Origin of the sequence: Pseudomonas ulcerans, assembly GCF_036324125.1 — a bacterium.
In the GTDB taxonomy this organism is placed as follows: domain Bacteria; phylum Pseudomonadota; class Gammaproteobacteria; order Pseudomonadales; family Pseudomonadaceae; genus Aquipseudomonas; species Aquipseudomonas ulcerans.
This window is the reverse complement of record NZ_JAZDQN010000050.1, coordinates 26,467-43,007: the sequence shown is the minus strand read 5'-3', so window position 1 is coordinate 43,007 and position 16,541 is coordinate 26,467. Positions and strand designations below refer to the sequence as shown.

Genomic DNA, 16,541 nt, shown 5'->3' with positions numbered 1-16,541 from the left:
GGTTCACCCGCGATTGCGATAGTGAATTCACCGACGCAATCGCGGGTGAACCCGCTCCCACAGGGTCCATGGCGCTCTCACCTTAGTCGGCACGCTCCAGCTCGAATGCCAGGCTGTTGAGCAACGCCGGCGCCAGGATCACATCGTCGTGCTTCTGCCCTTCCAGCATCAGCGACCACACCTGCTCCAGCCCACACCCCGCCTTCAGCACCTCTTCAGCCAGCTCGACCTGCTCCGCGCTGCGACTCGCCCCCGCCCACCAGCAATGCGGCTGCACCTTCAGCGGCTTGAGCCGGAACGCCTGGCCCAACGCCATGTTGGCACTGAGCAACCGATAGCCGCTGGCAATTTCCGCCTGCACCCCGATATCCCGGTGAATCGCGCGCAGCGCGTCAATATCGGTACCACTGCGCTCGGCCACCTGGACCATCACCCAGTCCGCCGCCTCCTTCGGATCGGCAAACCGCGCCGTCGCTTCCTCGATCAAGCCCAGCACCACCGTCTCGCCGATCCCCGGGGCGAAGGCCAGCAGGCTCTTCACCAGGCCATCCCACGGTCCGGCCTCGGGCTCTTCGTCGTCCACCGCCAGCAGCCGCTCGCCCTGGGGCAGGTAGGTATCCACCAACCCGAGGAAGCCCACGGTCTCACCCGTCGCCTCCAACGCATGGGCCACCTCGATGGCCAGCGCCCCACCCAGCGACCAGCCCAGCAGGTTGTACGGCCCGACCGGGCGTACCTTGCGGATCTGCTCGACGTAGTACGCGACCATGTCGTCCCAGGAGGTTTCCTGCCAGCCCGGTACCACGTAGCTCTTGTTCACCACCCCGAGCACGCTGCGCTGCACGCCCAGGTGCCCGGCCAGCGGGTAGTAGGCGTAGGTGCCGCCACCGCCGGGCGGCAGGCAGAACAACGGCGCCCTGGTACTGGCGCTGATGTTCATGCTGACCACCGGGTTCTTTACCCGGGTTTCGCCAGCGCCGAGGAAGTCGGCGAGGTCCTCGAAGGTGTCCAGCAGCAGGAAGTCATGCAGGCTGAGCTGGGTGGAGAACGCCTCGCGCAGCCGGCTGACCAGGGTGATCACCAGCAGCGAATGCCCACCGAGGGCGAAGAAGTTGTCCTTGAGCCCGACCCGCTCGACCTTGAGCACCTCGGCCCAGATCTGCGCCAGTTGCCGCTCGCGCTCGTTGCGCGGCGCCTCGTAGCCGACCTGCGCCTGGCTGCCATCGGGCTTGGGCAGGGCCTTGCGGTCGAGCTTGCCGTTGGGCGTCTGCGGCATCTTTTCCAGCCACACCAGGTGACCCGGCACCATGTACTCCGGCAACCCGGCCTTGAGGTGCGCACGCAACTCCACACGCAAACCGTCCGGATCCCCTGCCCCCTCAACCGGCACCAGCCAGGCCGCCAGTTGCTTGATGCCGGACACCTCGATATCGATCACCACCGCCTCGCGCACTGCCGGATGCTCCAGCAGCCGCGCCTCGATCTCGCCCAACTCGATGCGGAAGCCGCGGATCTTCACCTGGTGGTCGAGACGACCGACGTACTCGATCACCCCGTCAGCGTGGTAACGGGCCACGTCGCCGGTGCGGTACAGGCGGCCGCCCGTGGTCGAGAACGGGTCCGGCACGAAGCGCTCTGCGGTCAGCGACGGACGCTGATGGTAGCCGCGAGCAAGACCTTCTCCGCCGATCAGCAGTTCGCCCCGTGCGCCTACCGGCAGCACGTCGAGGTCGTCGCTGACGATATGCAAGGTGGTGTTGGCCAGTGGCTTGCCCAGCCAGACGTCATCGCTGCGGGTCAGGTAGTGGCGCGCCGACCAGATGGTGGTCTCGGTCGGGCCGTAGACGTTCCACACATGCCCGGCCTGGTCGATCAGGCGCTGGGCCAGTTCCGCGCTCAATGCTTCGCCGCCACAGAGAATGGTCTTGCCCTTCAGGGCATCAGCCGGAGCAGCGTCGAGAATCATCCGCCAGCTGGACGGCGTGGCCTGGATCACGCTCACACCCTGCTCGGCGATCACCTGTAGCAGTGCCTGCGGGTCCTTGTTCTGGTGCGGCTTGAGCAGCACCACCGAGGCCCCGCGAATCAGCGGCAGGTACAGCTCCAGGCCGGCGATATCGAAGGACAGCGAGGTCAGCGACAGCACCCGGTCGTTGGCGCTCAGCCCCGGCTGCCCGGCCATGCTGAACAGGAAGTTGACCAGGGACTGATGCTGCAGGGTCACGCCCTTCGGCAGGCCGGTGGAGCCGGAGGTGTAGATCACGTAGGCGAGGTTTTCCGGCGCGGCCGAAGGCGGCAGGTTGTCCTGCTCGTAGCCTTCCAGCCAGTCGCCTGGCTGGTCCAGGCACAGGGTTTCAACGCCCGCCGGGATGGTCAGTTGCTCCAGCAAAGAAGACTGGCTGAGCAGCAGCGTCAAACCACTGTCCTGCATCATGTAGGCCAGCCGGTCACGGGGGAAATCCGGGTCCAGCGGCACGTAGGCGCCGCCGGCCTTCAGGATCGCCAGCAACCCGACGAGCATTTCCGCACCCCGTTCCAATGCCACGCCCACCAGCACATCCGGGCCGACACCCAGTTCACGCAGCTTGTGCGCCAGCTGGTTGGCACGTGCATTCAGTTCGGCGTACGCCATCGACGCTTCGGCAGAGACCAGGGCAACCGCCTCCGGCGTTTCCCGTACCTGCGCCTCGAACAGCGCCGGCAGGCACTGCTGGCGCGGGTACTCGGCCTGGCTCTGGTTCCAGTCCACCAGGATCTGCTGGCGCTCATCGCCGTCCAGCAACGGCAGCTCGGCGATACGCTGCCGGGCATCGACACAGACGCCTTGCAGCAGATTGCGCCAGTGCCGGGCAAAGCGCTCGGCGGTGGCGCTATCGAACAGTGCCGTGGCGAAGGTCAGCACGGCACCGATGCCGCTGTCCCGCTCCAGGGTTTCCAGGGTCAGGTCGAACGCCGCGCTGTGCTGGCCGGCCGGCAGCTTCTCCACGGCCAGCCCCGGCAGTTGCCGAGCCTGGCCGAGGGCCTGGGTCTGGTGGTTGAACATCACCTGGAACAGCGGGCTGCGGCCCAGGTCGCGCTCCGGGTGCAGGGCCTGCACCAGTTGCTCGAACGGCAGGTCCTGATGGGCCTGGGCTTGTACGGCGGTGTCCTTCACCTGTTGCAGCAACTGGACGAAGGTGAGGTCGCCGGAGAAGTCGGCCTTGAGCACCTGGGTGTTGACGAAGAAGCCGATCAACCCTTCGGTCTCGGCGCGGTTGCGGTTGGCGGTGGGCACGCCGACGCGGATATCGGCCTGGCCGGTATAGCGGTGCAGCAGGGTCTGGAACGCCGCCAGCAGGAGCATGAACAGGGTCACGCCATGCTGCCGCGCAAGGGCCTTGAGCGCCTGCGCCAGCTCTGCCGGCAACTCGATATCCAGGCGTGCACCGGCATGGCTCTGCACCAGTGGCCGCGGGCGGTCGGTGGGCAGTTCCAGTATCGGCTGCTCGCCGCCCAGTTGCGCGGTCCAGTAGCCCAGCTGGCGCTCCTGCTCGCCCGCCTCCATCCAGTTGCGCTGCCAGATCGCGTAGTCGGCGTACTGGATCGGCAAGGCCGGCAGATGCACGGCCTGGCCACGGCAATGGCCGTCGTAGAGGCGCACCAGCTCGTCGATCATGATCGGCATCGACCAGCCGTCGGAGACGATATGGTGCTGCACCACGATCAGCACATGCTCCTGCGCGCCCAGGCGCAACAGGCGCACCCGCAGCAACGGGCCCGCCTCCAGGTCGAAGGGCGCCCACAGCTCGGCAGCCACCCGCGCATCGAGGGCAGAGGGATCCTCCAGGTCTTCCACCGCCAGGCTGAACGCCTGCGGCGGATGCACCACCTGCAACGCCTGTTCGCCGTCCTGGCGGAAGGTGGTGCGCAGGGTTTCGTGGCGAGCCACCAGCGCGCCGAACGCCGCTTCCAGCGCCGCCACGTCCAGGCTCCCGCTCAGGCGCAGGGCCACCGGGATGTTGTAGGCGCTGCTGCGCGGTTCCAGTTGCCAGAGAAACCACTGGCGCTGCTGGGCGTAGGACAGCGCCGCGCTGGCCTCGATCTCGCGCTTGAAGATCGGGGTCACCCCGTACAGATTCACCCCCTGTCGCTTGAGCAGGGCGGCCAGCGCCTTGCGTTCCCGGGCAGACAGCGATTTAACGGAGTCAAGCAGCTCTTGCACGTGTGGGTCTCCAGTCAGGCGGGTTTCGCACGGACCTGTAGGAGCGGGTTTACCCGCGATTACGGTAGTGAATTCACCATCGCAATCGCGGGTGAACCCGCTCCTACAAGGTCCGCGTCCCCTATCAAGCGAGCAGGTTATCGATTTCCTCTGCACTAAGACGTTTGAGGGCCTCCAGGGATTTAGTCAGTTCGTCCTGAGCATGATCGACCTGGCCGCGCTTGGCCTCGACCACCGCGCACAGATCACCCAGCGTGCTCTTCTCGAACAGCTCGCGCAGGGCGATCTCGCAGCGCAGCTGATCGCGGATGCGCACCAGCATCTGCACCGCCAGCAACGAATGACCACCCAGCTCGAAGAAGTTGTCGGCCAGGCCGACCCGCTCCACCTGCAGCACCTCTTGCCAGATCGCCGCCAGTTGCTGCTCCAGCTCGCTGACCGGCGCCACATAGGCCGATTGCAGCGTGTCCGCCTGCGGCAGGGCCTTGCGGTCCAGCTTGCCGCTCGGCGTCAGTGGCAACTGCGCGAGGAACAGCCACTGTGCCGGCACCATGAAGCCCGGCAGGTCGCGGGCCAGCAGCGCCTTCAGCTCGTCCTGCGGCGCGCCATCGGCCACCACATAGGCCACCAACTGGTTGTCCCGCGCCAGCACCACCGCTTCGCGCACCGCCGGGTAGGCGAGGATCAAGGCCTCGATCTCGCCCAGCTCGATGCGCAGGCCACGCAGCTTGACCTGATGGTCGATCCGCCCGAGGTAGTCGATCACTCCGTCGGCACGCTGGCGCACCAGGTCGCCGGTGCGGTACAGGCGCGCGCCCGGGGTGAACGGATCCGGCACGAAGCGCTCGGCCGTGAGATCAGCACGCCCGTGGTAGCCGCGGGCCAGGGAATCGCCGCCGACATACAGCTCGCCGGCACTACCCGGCGCACAGGCCTGCAGGTTGCCGTCGAGCACATAGGTGCGCACGTTGGCGATCGGCCGGCCGATGGCGGCGACTGCCGTGTCCACAGGCCCTTCGATCAGCAGGCTGCTGGTGTCGATGGTGGCTTCGGTCGGGCCGTACAGGTTGTACACCTGCCCGCCCCACCGCTGGCGCAGTTGCTCCACCAGCGTGGCGCCCAGCGCCTCGCCGCCGAAGGCCAGGGTGCGCAAGGAATCCAGCTGCCCCGGGCGCACGCCCGGCAGCAGGGCCTGGAGCACCGACGGTGCCAGTTGCAGGACGCTGATGCGCTGGCCTTCCACTTCGCTCCACAGCAACGCCAGGTCATCGCTCAGCGCCGGGGTGGCGAGCACCAGTTGCGCGCCATTGAGCAGCGGCAGCCAGAACTCCCAGACCGAGGCGTCGAAGCTGAACGCGGTCTTCTGCAGCACGCGGTCCTGCGGCGTCAGCTTCAGCTCGCCCTGCATCCACAGCATGTGGTTGCTCAGCGCACCGTGACGGATCTCCACGCCCTTCGGCCGGCCAGTGGAACCGGAGGTGTAGATCACGTAGGCGAGGTTATCGGCGTGCACCGGCACCTGCAGCGGGGCGACGTCGCCGTGGTCCGCCCAGTCGATCGCCAGGTCGAGGTCCAGGCGCTCGACCCCGTTGTCGTGCAAGCCGCTGCGGGTCAACAGCAGTTCCACGCCGCTGTCGCGCAACATGTAGTCCAGCCGTTCGCTCGGATAGGCCGGGTCCAGCGGCACATAGGCGCCGCCGGCCTTGAGGATCGCCAGCAGGCCGACCACCAGTTCCAGGCTGCGCTCCAGCGAGACGCCCACCAGCACGTCAGGACCGACGCCCAGCGCCACCAGACGATGGGCCAGGCGATTGGCCTGGCGATCCAGCGCGGCATAGTCGAGGGTGCGCTCGCCCAGCCGCACGGCGATGGCGTCCGGCGTCGCCCACACCTGCGCCTCGATCAGCTCGTGCACGCTGCCCGCATCGAACGCCACTGCCGTGTCGTTCCAGCGTTCGGTGACCTGCTGGCGTTCCTCGGCATCGAGCATCGGCAGCTCGCCCAGGGGGGCTGCGGCATCGGCCACCAGGCCTCGCAGCAATTGGTCGAAATGCCCGGCGAGGCGGGCCATGCCGGTCTCGCTGAAGCGCTGGCGATCGAAGTTGAAGCGTACCGCCAGGGTGTCGTTGGCCTGCACCACCAGGGTCAGCGGGTAGTGGGTCTGCTCCTGGGTGATCACGCTGCCGAAGCGCAGCTCCGCTGGCGCTGCGGCTTGCAGCGCCTCGGACACCGGGTAGTTCTCGAACACCAGGATATTGTCGAACAGCGCCTCGCCGCCCTGCCCGGCCCAGCGCTGGATGTCGTACAACGGCGTGTGCTCGTGCTCGCGCAGGGCCAGGTTGAAGTCCTGCACCTGGCGCACGAAGTCCGCCACCGACTGCTCGGCCCGCGGGCTGCCCACCACCGGCAGGGTGTTGATGAACAGGCCCAGTTGTTCCTCGATCCCCGCCAGTTCCGCCGGACGCCCGGCCACGGTGGCACCGAAGGTCACGCTGGCCTGCCCGCTGTAGCGTTGCAGCAGCAACAGCCAGGCCGCCTGGACCAGGGTGTTGAGGGTGACCCGCTGCTCCCGGGCAAAATCGCCGAGCTTGCGGGTGTCCTCGCGGTCCAGCGCGTAGTGCAGGTCGACGTAGCCCGAGGCCGCGCCGTCCGGCTTGAGCACCTGGGCCAGGCGGGTCGGCGCGTCCAGCACCGCCAGCTGCTCGCTCCAGAAGCGCTGGCTGGCCGCCGCGTCCTGGCGTTGCAGCCACTCGATGTAGTCGCGGTAGCGCGCGGCGGACAAGGCCGGGGCCTGGCCGTGGTAGCGCTGCAGCACTTCGCCGAGCAGCCGCGAATTGCTCCAGCCGTCCATGAGGATGTGATGGCTGGTGTACACCAGGTGATGGCGCTCATCGCCGGTGCGCAGCAGGGTCAGGCGCAGCAGGGCTTCCTGCTCCAGGTCGAAGCCACGCTGGCGATCGCCGTCGGCCCAGGCCTTCAGCACCTCCGGCGAGTGATCGCGACCACGCCAGTCCTGCTCGGCGAACGTCGCCACGACCTGCTTGCGGATCACTTGCAGCGGACGCTCCAGGTCGCTGACGAAAGCCGCGCGAAGCACGTCGTGCTGGTCCACCAGCGCCTGCCAGGCAGCCTGGAAGCGCGCCACGTCGAGGCCTTCGACATCGACGCGCATCTGGTTGACGTAGTTGCCCGCGGCCTTCTCGTACAAGGTGTGGAACAGCATGCCCTGCTGCATCGGCGACAGCGGATAGATGTCGGCGATCTCTGCCACTGCCACCGGCAGCCGGTCGATCTGCGCCTGTTCCAGGCGGGCCAGGGGGAAGTCCGATGGCGTGGCGCCGGCAACGCCATCGGCCAGGCAATGCTCGATCAGCTGGCGCAGTTCCTCGCCGTAGCGTTCGGCCAGGTCCTGCAGCAGCGCCGGCTCGAAGGCCGCGGTGCTGAAGCGCCAGTTCAGTTCCAGCTCGCCACCGTAGACCTGGCCACTGACGCTGATCAGGCTGTCCAGCGGCGCATCGATGCTGTGCATGTCACCGCGGCTTTCGCTGGCCGGGACGAACAGCGCGTCCTCGGCGGCGAAGCTGCCGTCGAACTGGCCCAGGTAGTTGAACACGATGCTGCCCTTGGCCAGCGCCGCCAGGCTGCTGCGTGCCTCGGCGCTGCCGAGATGGCGCAGCACGCCGTAGCCGATGCCCTTGTTGGGGATCGCCCGCAGCTGTTCCTTGACCGTCTTGATCGACCCGGCCAGGTCCGCCTGCGGACTCAGTTTCACCGGGTAGATGCTGGTGAACCAACCAACAGTGCGGGTGATGTCGAGGTCGTCGAACAGGTCCTCGCGGCCATGGCCTTCCAGCTTGATCAGCGACGACGGCTGCCCGGTCCACTGGCACAGCACCCGCGCCAGGGCGGTGAGCAGCAGGTCGTTGATCTGCGTGCGATAGGCCGCCGGGGCGTCCTGCAGCAGCTGGCGGGTAGCCTCGCGATCAAGACGGGTGGACACGCTGCTGACATGCCGGCTGGTCAGCTCGCCGCCGCGATGGCTCAGCGGCAGCTCGTCGCTGGCGTCGGCCAGCTGTGCCTGCCAGTAGGCCAGTTCCTGCTCCAGGGCCGCGCCCTGGGCATAGTCGCGCAGGTGCTCGCCCCAGTGCTTGAAGGCACTGGTCTTGCGCGGCAGGGTCACGGGCTGGCCGTCCAGCAGGGCGGCATAGGCCTGTTGCAGGTCTTCCAGGAGGATGCGCCAGGACACGCCGTCCACCACCAGGTGGTGGATCACCAGCAGCAGGCGCTGGGTGCCGTCCGGCAGCTCGGCCAGGACCGCGCGCAGCAGATGGCCGCGTTGCAGGTCGAGGCTGCGCTGGGCTTCTTGCACCAGCGGCTCCAGGTCGTCGGCGTAGGCCAGCGGGCGCAACCAGAGCAAGGCCTCGTCGCTGCTCGCCACATGCCGGGCCTGCCAGCCGCCGTCGGTTTCGACGAAGGCCAGGCGCAGGGCATCGTGGTGGGCCAGCAGCGCGCGCAGGGCCTGTTGCAGGGGCGCCGCGACCAGGGCCCGGGCCGGCTGCAGCAGCACCGCCTGGTTCCAGTGGTGACGGGTCGGGATGGGGCTGTCGAAGAACCCTTGCTGTACCGGCGTCAGCGGCGCCTCGCCCTGCACCGCGCCCTGCTCGATGGCCGTGGCGTCGGCCAGCCGCGCGACGGCGGCCAGGCTCTGCACGGTCTGGCGCTGGAACAGGTCCTTGGGCGTGAAGAAGATCCCGGCATGGCGGGCACGGCTGACCACCTGGATGGAAATGATCGAGTCGCCACCCAGTTCGAAGAAGTTATCGTGCAGGCCAACCCGCTCGACCTTCAGCACCTCTGCCCAGATCGCCGCCAACTGCATTTCCAGTTCGCTGCGCGGCGCCATCCAGGCCACCTGGGCCTGTCCGGATCCCGGCTGCGGCAGGGCCTTGCGATCCAGCTTGCCGTTCGGCGTCAGCGGCAGCTGCTCGAGGAACAGCCAGTGCGCCGGCACCATGAACGCCGGCAGGTCCTCGCCCAGGCGCGCCTTCAGGGTTTCGACCCATTGCTCGTCAGGCGCTCCGACCAGGTACGCCAGCAGTTGCGTGGCGTTAGCCAGCACCACCACATCGCGCCCTTCGGCGTGCCGGCGGATCACCGCCTCGATCTCGCCCAGCTCGATGCGCAGGCCACGGATCTTCACCTGATGGTCGATCCGCCCGAGGTAGTCGATCACCCCATCGGCGCGGTAGCGCACCAGGTCGCCGGTACGGTACAGACGCGCACCCGGCGTGAATGGATCCGGCACGAAGCGCTCGGCGCTCAGGTCAGCGCGACCGTGATAGCCACGGGCCAGGGCATCACCGCCGACGTACAGTTCGCCGGCACTGCCTAGCGGACAAGGTTGCAGGTTCGCGTCGAGCACGTAGGTGCGCACGTTGGCGATCGGCCGGCCGATGGCAGCGATGGTGCTGTCCACCGCTCCCTCGATCAGCAGGCTGCTGGTGTCGATGGTGGCTTCGGTCGGACCGTACAGGTTGTACAACCGACCCTCCCACTGCTCGCGCAACTGTTCCACCAGCACCGCACTCAACGCCTCGCCGCCGCACGCCAGGGTGCGCAGCGACGCCAGCTGGCCGCTGCGGACCTCCGGCAGCAAGGCCTGCAGCACCGACGGCGCCAGTTGCAGGACGCTGACGGCATGCCGCTCCACCTCGCTCCACAGCAACGACAGGTCGTCGCTCAGTGCCGGACTGGCCAGTACCAGTTGCGCACCATTGATCAGCGGCAGCCAGAACTCCCAGACCGAGGCGTCGAAGCTGAACGCGGTCTTCTGCAGCACCCGATCCCGTGCTGTCAGCTGCAGTTCGTCCTGCATCCACAGCATGTGGTTGGCCAGGGCGCCGTGGCGGATTTCCACGCCCTTCGGTCGCCCGGTGGAACCGGAGGTGTAGATCACGTAGGCGAGGTGGTCCGGGTCTACCGCGACCTGCACCGGTGCCACGTCGACGTGGTCCTTCCAGTCGATCGCCGTGTCGAGGTCGAGCCGGCGCACCCCCTCGCCCACTTGCAGCGACGAATGGGTCAGCAACAGACGGATACCGCTGTCACCCACCATGTAGTCGAGACGCTCACGGGGGTACGCCGGGTCCAGCGGCACATAGGCGCCGCCGGCCTTGAGGATCGCCAGCAGGCCAACGACCATTTCCAGGCTGCGCTCCAGCGAGATGCCCACCAGCACGTCCGGGCCCACGCCCAGGTCCAGCAGATGACGGGCCAGGCGGTTGGCCTGGCGGTCCAGGTCGGCGTAGCTCAGTTGCAGCTCGCCGAGGATCACCGCGACGGCCTCCGGCGTGGCCTGCGCCCGGGCTTCGACCAGCGCCGGCACGAAGGCTTCGGGGAAGATCACCGGGCTGGGATTGAAGCCCTGCAATAGCTGCTCGCGCTCGCCCTCGGTCAGCAACGACAGGCTGCCAAGGGGCGCCTGCGCATCCTCGATCAGCGCCCGCAACAGTTGCTCCAGGTGAACGGTGATGGCCGCCGCCTGTGCTGCGTCGCAGCACGTCCGGTCATGCCCCAGGCGCATCGACAGACGCGTGCCGACATTGACCACCAGCGCCAGCGGATAGTGCGCCTGCTCCTGGTTGTTCAGAGCACCGAACACCAGCCCTTGCGGTGCGGCCTGTTCCAGCGCCTCGGACACCGGGTAGTTCTCGAACACCAGGATCGAGTCGAACAGCGCCTCGCCGCCATGGCCGGCCCAGCGCTGGATATCGTTCAGCGGCGTGTGCTCGTACTCGCGCAGGGCGACGTTGCCGGCCTGCACCTGCGCCAGCCACTGCCCGACGCGCTGCTCGGGACGCGGGCAACCCAGTACCGGCAAGGTATTGATGAACAGGCCCAGTTGCTCCTCAATGCCCGCCAGTTCAGTCGGACGACCGGCCACGGTGGCGCCGAACACCACCACGGACTGCCCGGTATAGCGTTGCAGCAGCAACAACCAGGCGGCCTGGACCAGGGTGTTGAGGGTGACACGGTGCTCCCGGGCGAACTCGCCCAGGCGCAGGGTCAGTTCGGCATCCAGGCTGTGCCCATGATCGCCGTAGCCTTCGCCGGCACGGGGCGTGACCAGTGCCGTGGAAAGGCGGGTCGGCGCTTCCAGCGCACGCAGTTGCTCGCTCCAGAAGCGCTGCGCGGCGGAGCCATCCTGATCCTGCAGCCAGGCGATGTAGTCGCGGTAACGTCCGGCCTGCCGGGGCACGACCTGGCCGCTGTAGCGCTGCAGGACTTCACCGAGCATGCGCGAGGTGCTCCAGCCATCCATCAGGATGTGGTGGCAGGTGTAGATCAATTGATGGCTGTGCGCGCCGGTGCGGGCCACCGCCAGGCGCAGCAGCGGGCCCTGGTCAAGGACGAAGCCGCGGCTACGCTCCTCGGCGGCCCGGGCATCGAGCCAGGCGCGCTGATCGTGCGCCATGCGGGCATCGCACTCGACGAATGGCACCTCGACCTCGCGCAGGACGATCTGCAACGGCTGCTCCAGCGCGGTGACGAAGACACTGCGCAGCACCTCGTGCTGATCCACCAGGCCTTGCCAGGCGGCGCGGAAGCGGGCCACGTCGAGGCCGTCGACATCGATGCGCAACTGGTTGATGTAGTGCCCCGCCTCCGCCTCGTAGAGGCTGTGGAACAGCATGCCGCGCTGCATCGGCGACAGCGGATAGAGGTCCTGCACCTGGCCGGCAGCCACCGGCAGCCCGTCCAGCTCGGCCTGGGTCAGCGCCACCAGGGGGAAGTCCGACGGGGTGATTCCGGCCACGTCGTCGCGAGTGCAATGCTCCACCAGCAGGCGCAGCTCCGCCGCGTAGTCGTCCGCCAGGCGTTGCACGGTTTCACGCTCGAACACCGCGCTGCTGAAGCTCCAGCCCAGGTCCAGCTCGCCGCCGTACACCTGGCCATTGAGGCTGAGCAGCGCGGCCAGCGGCGCGGCGAAGTCCTGACCGTCGCCAGCGCTTTCACCGGACGGTGCGAACAGGGCGTCCTCGGCGGTGAAGCTACCGTCGAACTGGCCCAGGTAGTTGAAGACGATATTGCCCTGGGCCAGGCCGTCGAGGGTGGCGCGGGCCGCGTCGTTGCCGAGGTGGCGCAGCACGCCGTAGCCGATGCCCTTGTTGGGGATCGCCCGCAGCTGTTCCTTGATCGCCTTGATCGAGGCGCCGAGGTCCGCCGCCGGGGTCAGGCGCACCGGGAACAGGTTGCTGAACCAGCCGACGGTGCGGCTCAGGTCGATATCGTCGAACAGGTCTTCGCGGCCATGGCCTTCCAGACGCACCAGGGCATGGGCCTGCCCGGTCCAGCGGCAGATCACCCGGGCCAGGGCACTGAGCAGCAGGTCGTTGATCTGCGTGCGGTAGGCCGCCGGGGCGTCCTGCAGCAGCTTGCGGGTCAGCTCGGCATCCAGGTGGGTGCTGACCGACACGGCATGGCGGCGCTGCTGGCTGCCTTCGGGATGATCGCAGGGCAGCGCGTCGCTGACGTCCTGCAGTTGCGCCTGCCAGTAGCCCAGCTCCTGTTCCAGCACCGGGCTGACGGCGTAGTCGTGCAACCGGCCGGCCCAGTCCTTCAGCGAGCTGGTCTTGGCCGGCAGCGGCTGCTGCTGGCAGGCGCTCTGCAGGTCTTCCAGCAGCACGCGCCAGGACACGCCGTCCACCACCAGGTGATGGACCACCAGCAGCAGGCGCTGCTCGCCGCCGGCCAGGTTGACCAGCACGGCGCGCAGCAGCGGGCCGTCCTTGAGGTCGAGGCTGCGCTGGGCTTCGTTGGCCAGTTCACGCAGCGCGCCGACATCGTCCAGCTCGCGGACCCAGAGCACGCCGGCGCTGTTGGCCGGGGCGAAGCTGGCCTGCCAGTCGGCGGCCTGCTGCTGGAAGCTGAGGCGCAGGGCATCGTGCTGTTCGATCAACGCATGCAGTGCGGCCTGCAGGTGCACCGGGTCGAGGACCCGGGTGGGCTTGAGCATCACCGCCTGGTTCCAGTGCTGGCGTTCGGGGATGGCGGTGTCGAAGAAGCGCGCCTGGATCGGCAGCAGCGGCAGGCGCCCGCTGATCTGCACCGGGGCCGGGGCAGCGGCTTTCTTCTCGATCAACTTGGCGACGCTGGCCAGCTGGCCGATGGTCTGTTTCTCGAACAGCTGCTTGGGGCTCAGCTTGATCCCCTGGCGCTTGGCCCGGGCGATGATCTGCAGGCTGAGGATGGAGTCGCCGCCCAGCTCGAAGAAGTTGTCGGTGCTGCCGACCTGCTCCAGCTTGAGCACGTCGCGCCAGATCGCGGCGAGCTTTTCCTCGATCTCGCCGGACGGCGCCACATAGCGCTGCTTGACCGCGCCCGGCTTGGGCAGGGCGCGCTTGTCGAGCTTGCCGTTGGCGGTCAGCGGCAGGCGCTCCAGCAGGAGGATCTGCGCCGGTACCAGGTACTCCGGCAGGCTGGCCGCCAGTTGCTGGCGCAGGGCTTCGCCGTCGAGGCTGACGCCGCTGGCGGCGACGCAGTAGCCCACCAGTTGCAGGCGCGTTTCGTCGCTGTCTTGCGGCAGCGCGAGAACCACCGCCTCGGCGACGCCGGCAAGGCCTTGCAGCAGGTGCCCCACTTCGCCCGGCTCGACCCGGTAGCCGCGGATCTTCACCTGGTCGTCGGCACGGCCGAGGTATTCCAGTACCCCGTCCACCTGCCGCGCGCGGTCACCGGCGCGGTAGCGGCGCTGGCCATTTTCCGCCGGAACGAAGCGTTCGGCGGTCAGCGCCGGCTGGCCCAGGTAGCCCTGGGCCAGGCCCTGGCCGCCGAGGTACAGCTCGCCGGCGACGCGTTCCGCCACCGGGTTGAGCCAGGCATCCAGCACCTGCGCCGTCGCGTTGGCCAGCGGTTGGCCCACCGGCACGCTGCGGCAGCCATCGAGGCGCGCGCCGACTTCGTGGGTGAGGATGCCGACGGTGGTTTCGGTCGGGCCGTAGTGGTTGAGGATCCGGCAGCCCGGCTTCAGGCTGCGCACCTGCTCCACCAGGCTCCAGCTGCTGGCCTCGCCACCGAGCACCAACAGTTGCCGCGGCAGCACGTCCGCCGCGTTGGCCGCCTGCAACAGGCCTTGCAGATGACTCGGCACGATCTTCAGCACGTCGATGCGCTGCTCGGCCATGTAGGCGGCGAAGCGGTCCGGGTCGAAGGCGTGTTCGTGGGACAGCAGGTGCAACGGCCGGCCCGCGGCCAGGGCGCCGAAGAGCATGGTGTGGCCGAGGTCGGCGGCGATGGTCGAGACCATGGCCAGGCTGGCGTCGGCGTCCAGGTCCTGGCGTTCAAGCACGGCCTGCACGTAGTTGGCCAGGGCGCCATGGCTGATGACCACGCCCTTGGGCTGGCCGGTGGAGCCGGAGGTGTAGATCAGATAGGCCGGTTGTTCGGCGTGGATCTGCACGGCGGGCGCCTGGGTGTCGCAGGCGGCCCACAGTTGCGGATTCCAGCCGAGGGACGGGCAGCCCAGGTCGAGGTCGCCGCCCTGGATCAGCAGCACCGCGCCGCTGTCGCGCACCAGCTGGCGCAGACGCTCCTTGGGCTGGCGGGTGTCCAGCGGCAGGTAGACTGCGCCGAGCTTGAGCACTGCCAGCAGGCTGACGACCCACTCGATGCCACGCTCTTGGCACAGCGCCACGGTCTGCCCGGCAGCGACGCCCTGCGCTTGCAGGTAACCGGCGAGCTGGTTGGACTGGGCCTCCAGCTGGTCGTAGTCGAGGGTCTGTTCACCGGCACGCAGGGCCAGCTTGCCGCGACCGGCCTGCAGGCCGTGCTGCCACAGGGCGATGAAGTTGCCACCGGCCAGCGCCGGGGCCTGCGCTGCGGCCAGTTGCGCGGCCTGCTCGGGGAAGCCCAGCACGGCTTCGCCGGTATGCGCCACCAGGTTTTCCAGTACGCGACGCAGCGACCCGGCGATGCGCTCGATGGTCGCCGCCTCGAACAGGTCGGTGGCGTAGGTGAAGTAGCCACGCACGCCGTCCGGGCCGTCGACAAAGTCATAGGCCAGGTCGAAGCGCGCATCGGTGGAGCCGGAGGCGTACTTCTCGACGCTCAGCCCCTCGACGCTGCCGCCCTCGCCGTCGTCGGCGCCGGCCACCTGCTGGTTGATCTTGAACTGGAACAGCGGGTTGTGGCCGAGGTTGCGCTCCGGCAGCAGGGCGTCCACCAGGTGCTCGAAGGGCAGTTCCTGGTGCGACTGGGCACCGCTGACCACCTGCTTGACCTGCTCCAGCAGCGCGGCGAAGGTCTGCCGCTCGTCCACCTGGATGCGCAGCACCTGGGTGTTGATGAAGAAGCCGATCAGCCCTTCCAGCTCGCTGCGGGTACGCCCGGCATTGGGCGCGCCGATGCGGACATCGGCCTGGCCGCTGTAGCGCGACAGCACCACTGCCATGGCCGCCAGAACCAGCATGAACAGGGTCTGGCCATTGCCGCGGGCCAGTTGCTTGAGCTGGGCGGACAGCGCCGCCGGCAGGTCGGCCCGCAGCACGGCGCCGCGATGGCTTGGTTGCAATGGGCGTTCATGATCCAGCGGCAGGCTCAGCACGGGCTGCTCGTCGCCCAGTTGCTGCTTCCAGTAGTCCAGCTGGCGCTCGCCCTCCCCGGCTTCCAGCCAGGCGCGCTGCCAGATCGCGTAGTCGGCGTACTGGATCGCCAGTGCCGGCAACTGCGCCGGCTGGCCGCTGATCTCGCCCTGGTAGAGCTGGACGAACTCGCGCACCAGCAACTGCCCGGACCAGCCGTCGGAGACCACGTGGTGCATGCACAGGGTCAGCACATGCTCGCTGGCGCCGAGGCGGAACAGCCGGGCCCGCAGCAGGTTGCCGCCGAGCAGGTCGAACGGCGCCTGCAATTCGGCCTGCACCTGCGCCTGCAACAGCGCTTCGTTGGCGACCTCGGTCACCTCCAGGGCCACCGGCACCTGGTCGAGGATTTCCTGGTGGAAAGCCCCTTCCTCCGAGACAAAGCGGGTGCGCAGGGCTTCATGGCGCTGCACCAGCGCGTGCAGGGCGCGGCCCAGGCCGTCCTGGTCCAGCGTGCCGTTCAGGCGCACCGCCATGGGCACGTTGTAGGCGCTGTCATCCGGCGCCATCTGCCACAGGAACAGCATGCGCTGCTGGGCGTAGGACAGCGGGATGCGCGGCGTGTCGTGGCGGGTAACAGCGATCGGCAGCAGGCGGAAGCCCTGCCCGGTCTCGCGCATCTTGTCGAGGATCTGCCGGCGCTGCTCCAGGGGCAGGCCGACGAAACGTTTGGCAATGCGCTCTGCGGTAGTCTTGTCCAT

General features: G+C 68.4%; 1 protein-coding gene and 1 pseudogene. Both read right to left on the bottom strand.

Translation table 11 applies throughout. The annotated features are described in order from the left end of the window. Positions 1-82: 82 nt before the first annotated feature. Positions 83-4,063 (bottom strand): annotated as a pseudogene (locus tag V0R59_RS27895) (amino acid adenylation domain-containing protein); the annotation flags it as partial. 262 nt (positions 4,064-4,325) lie between these two features. Then, the gene (locus tag V0R59_RS27890; protein ID WP_330077268.1) at positions 4,326-16,541 is read right to left on the bottom strand and encodes a non-ribosomal peptide synthetase; all 12,216 of its coding nucleotides are present in this window, start codon (positions 16,539-16,541) and stop codon (positions 4,326-4,328) included.

Bases quoted from the DNA above. Each gene is read 5' to 3' on its own strand.
- V0R59_RS27890 (WP_330077268.1), bottom strand. From the start codon at position 16,541: ATGGACAAGACTACCGCAGAGCGCATTGCCAAACGTTTCGTCGGCCTG.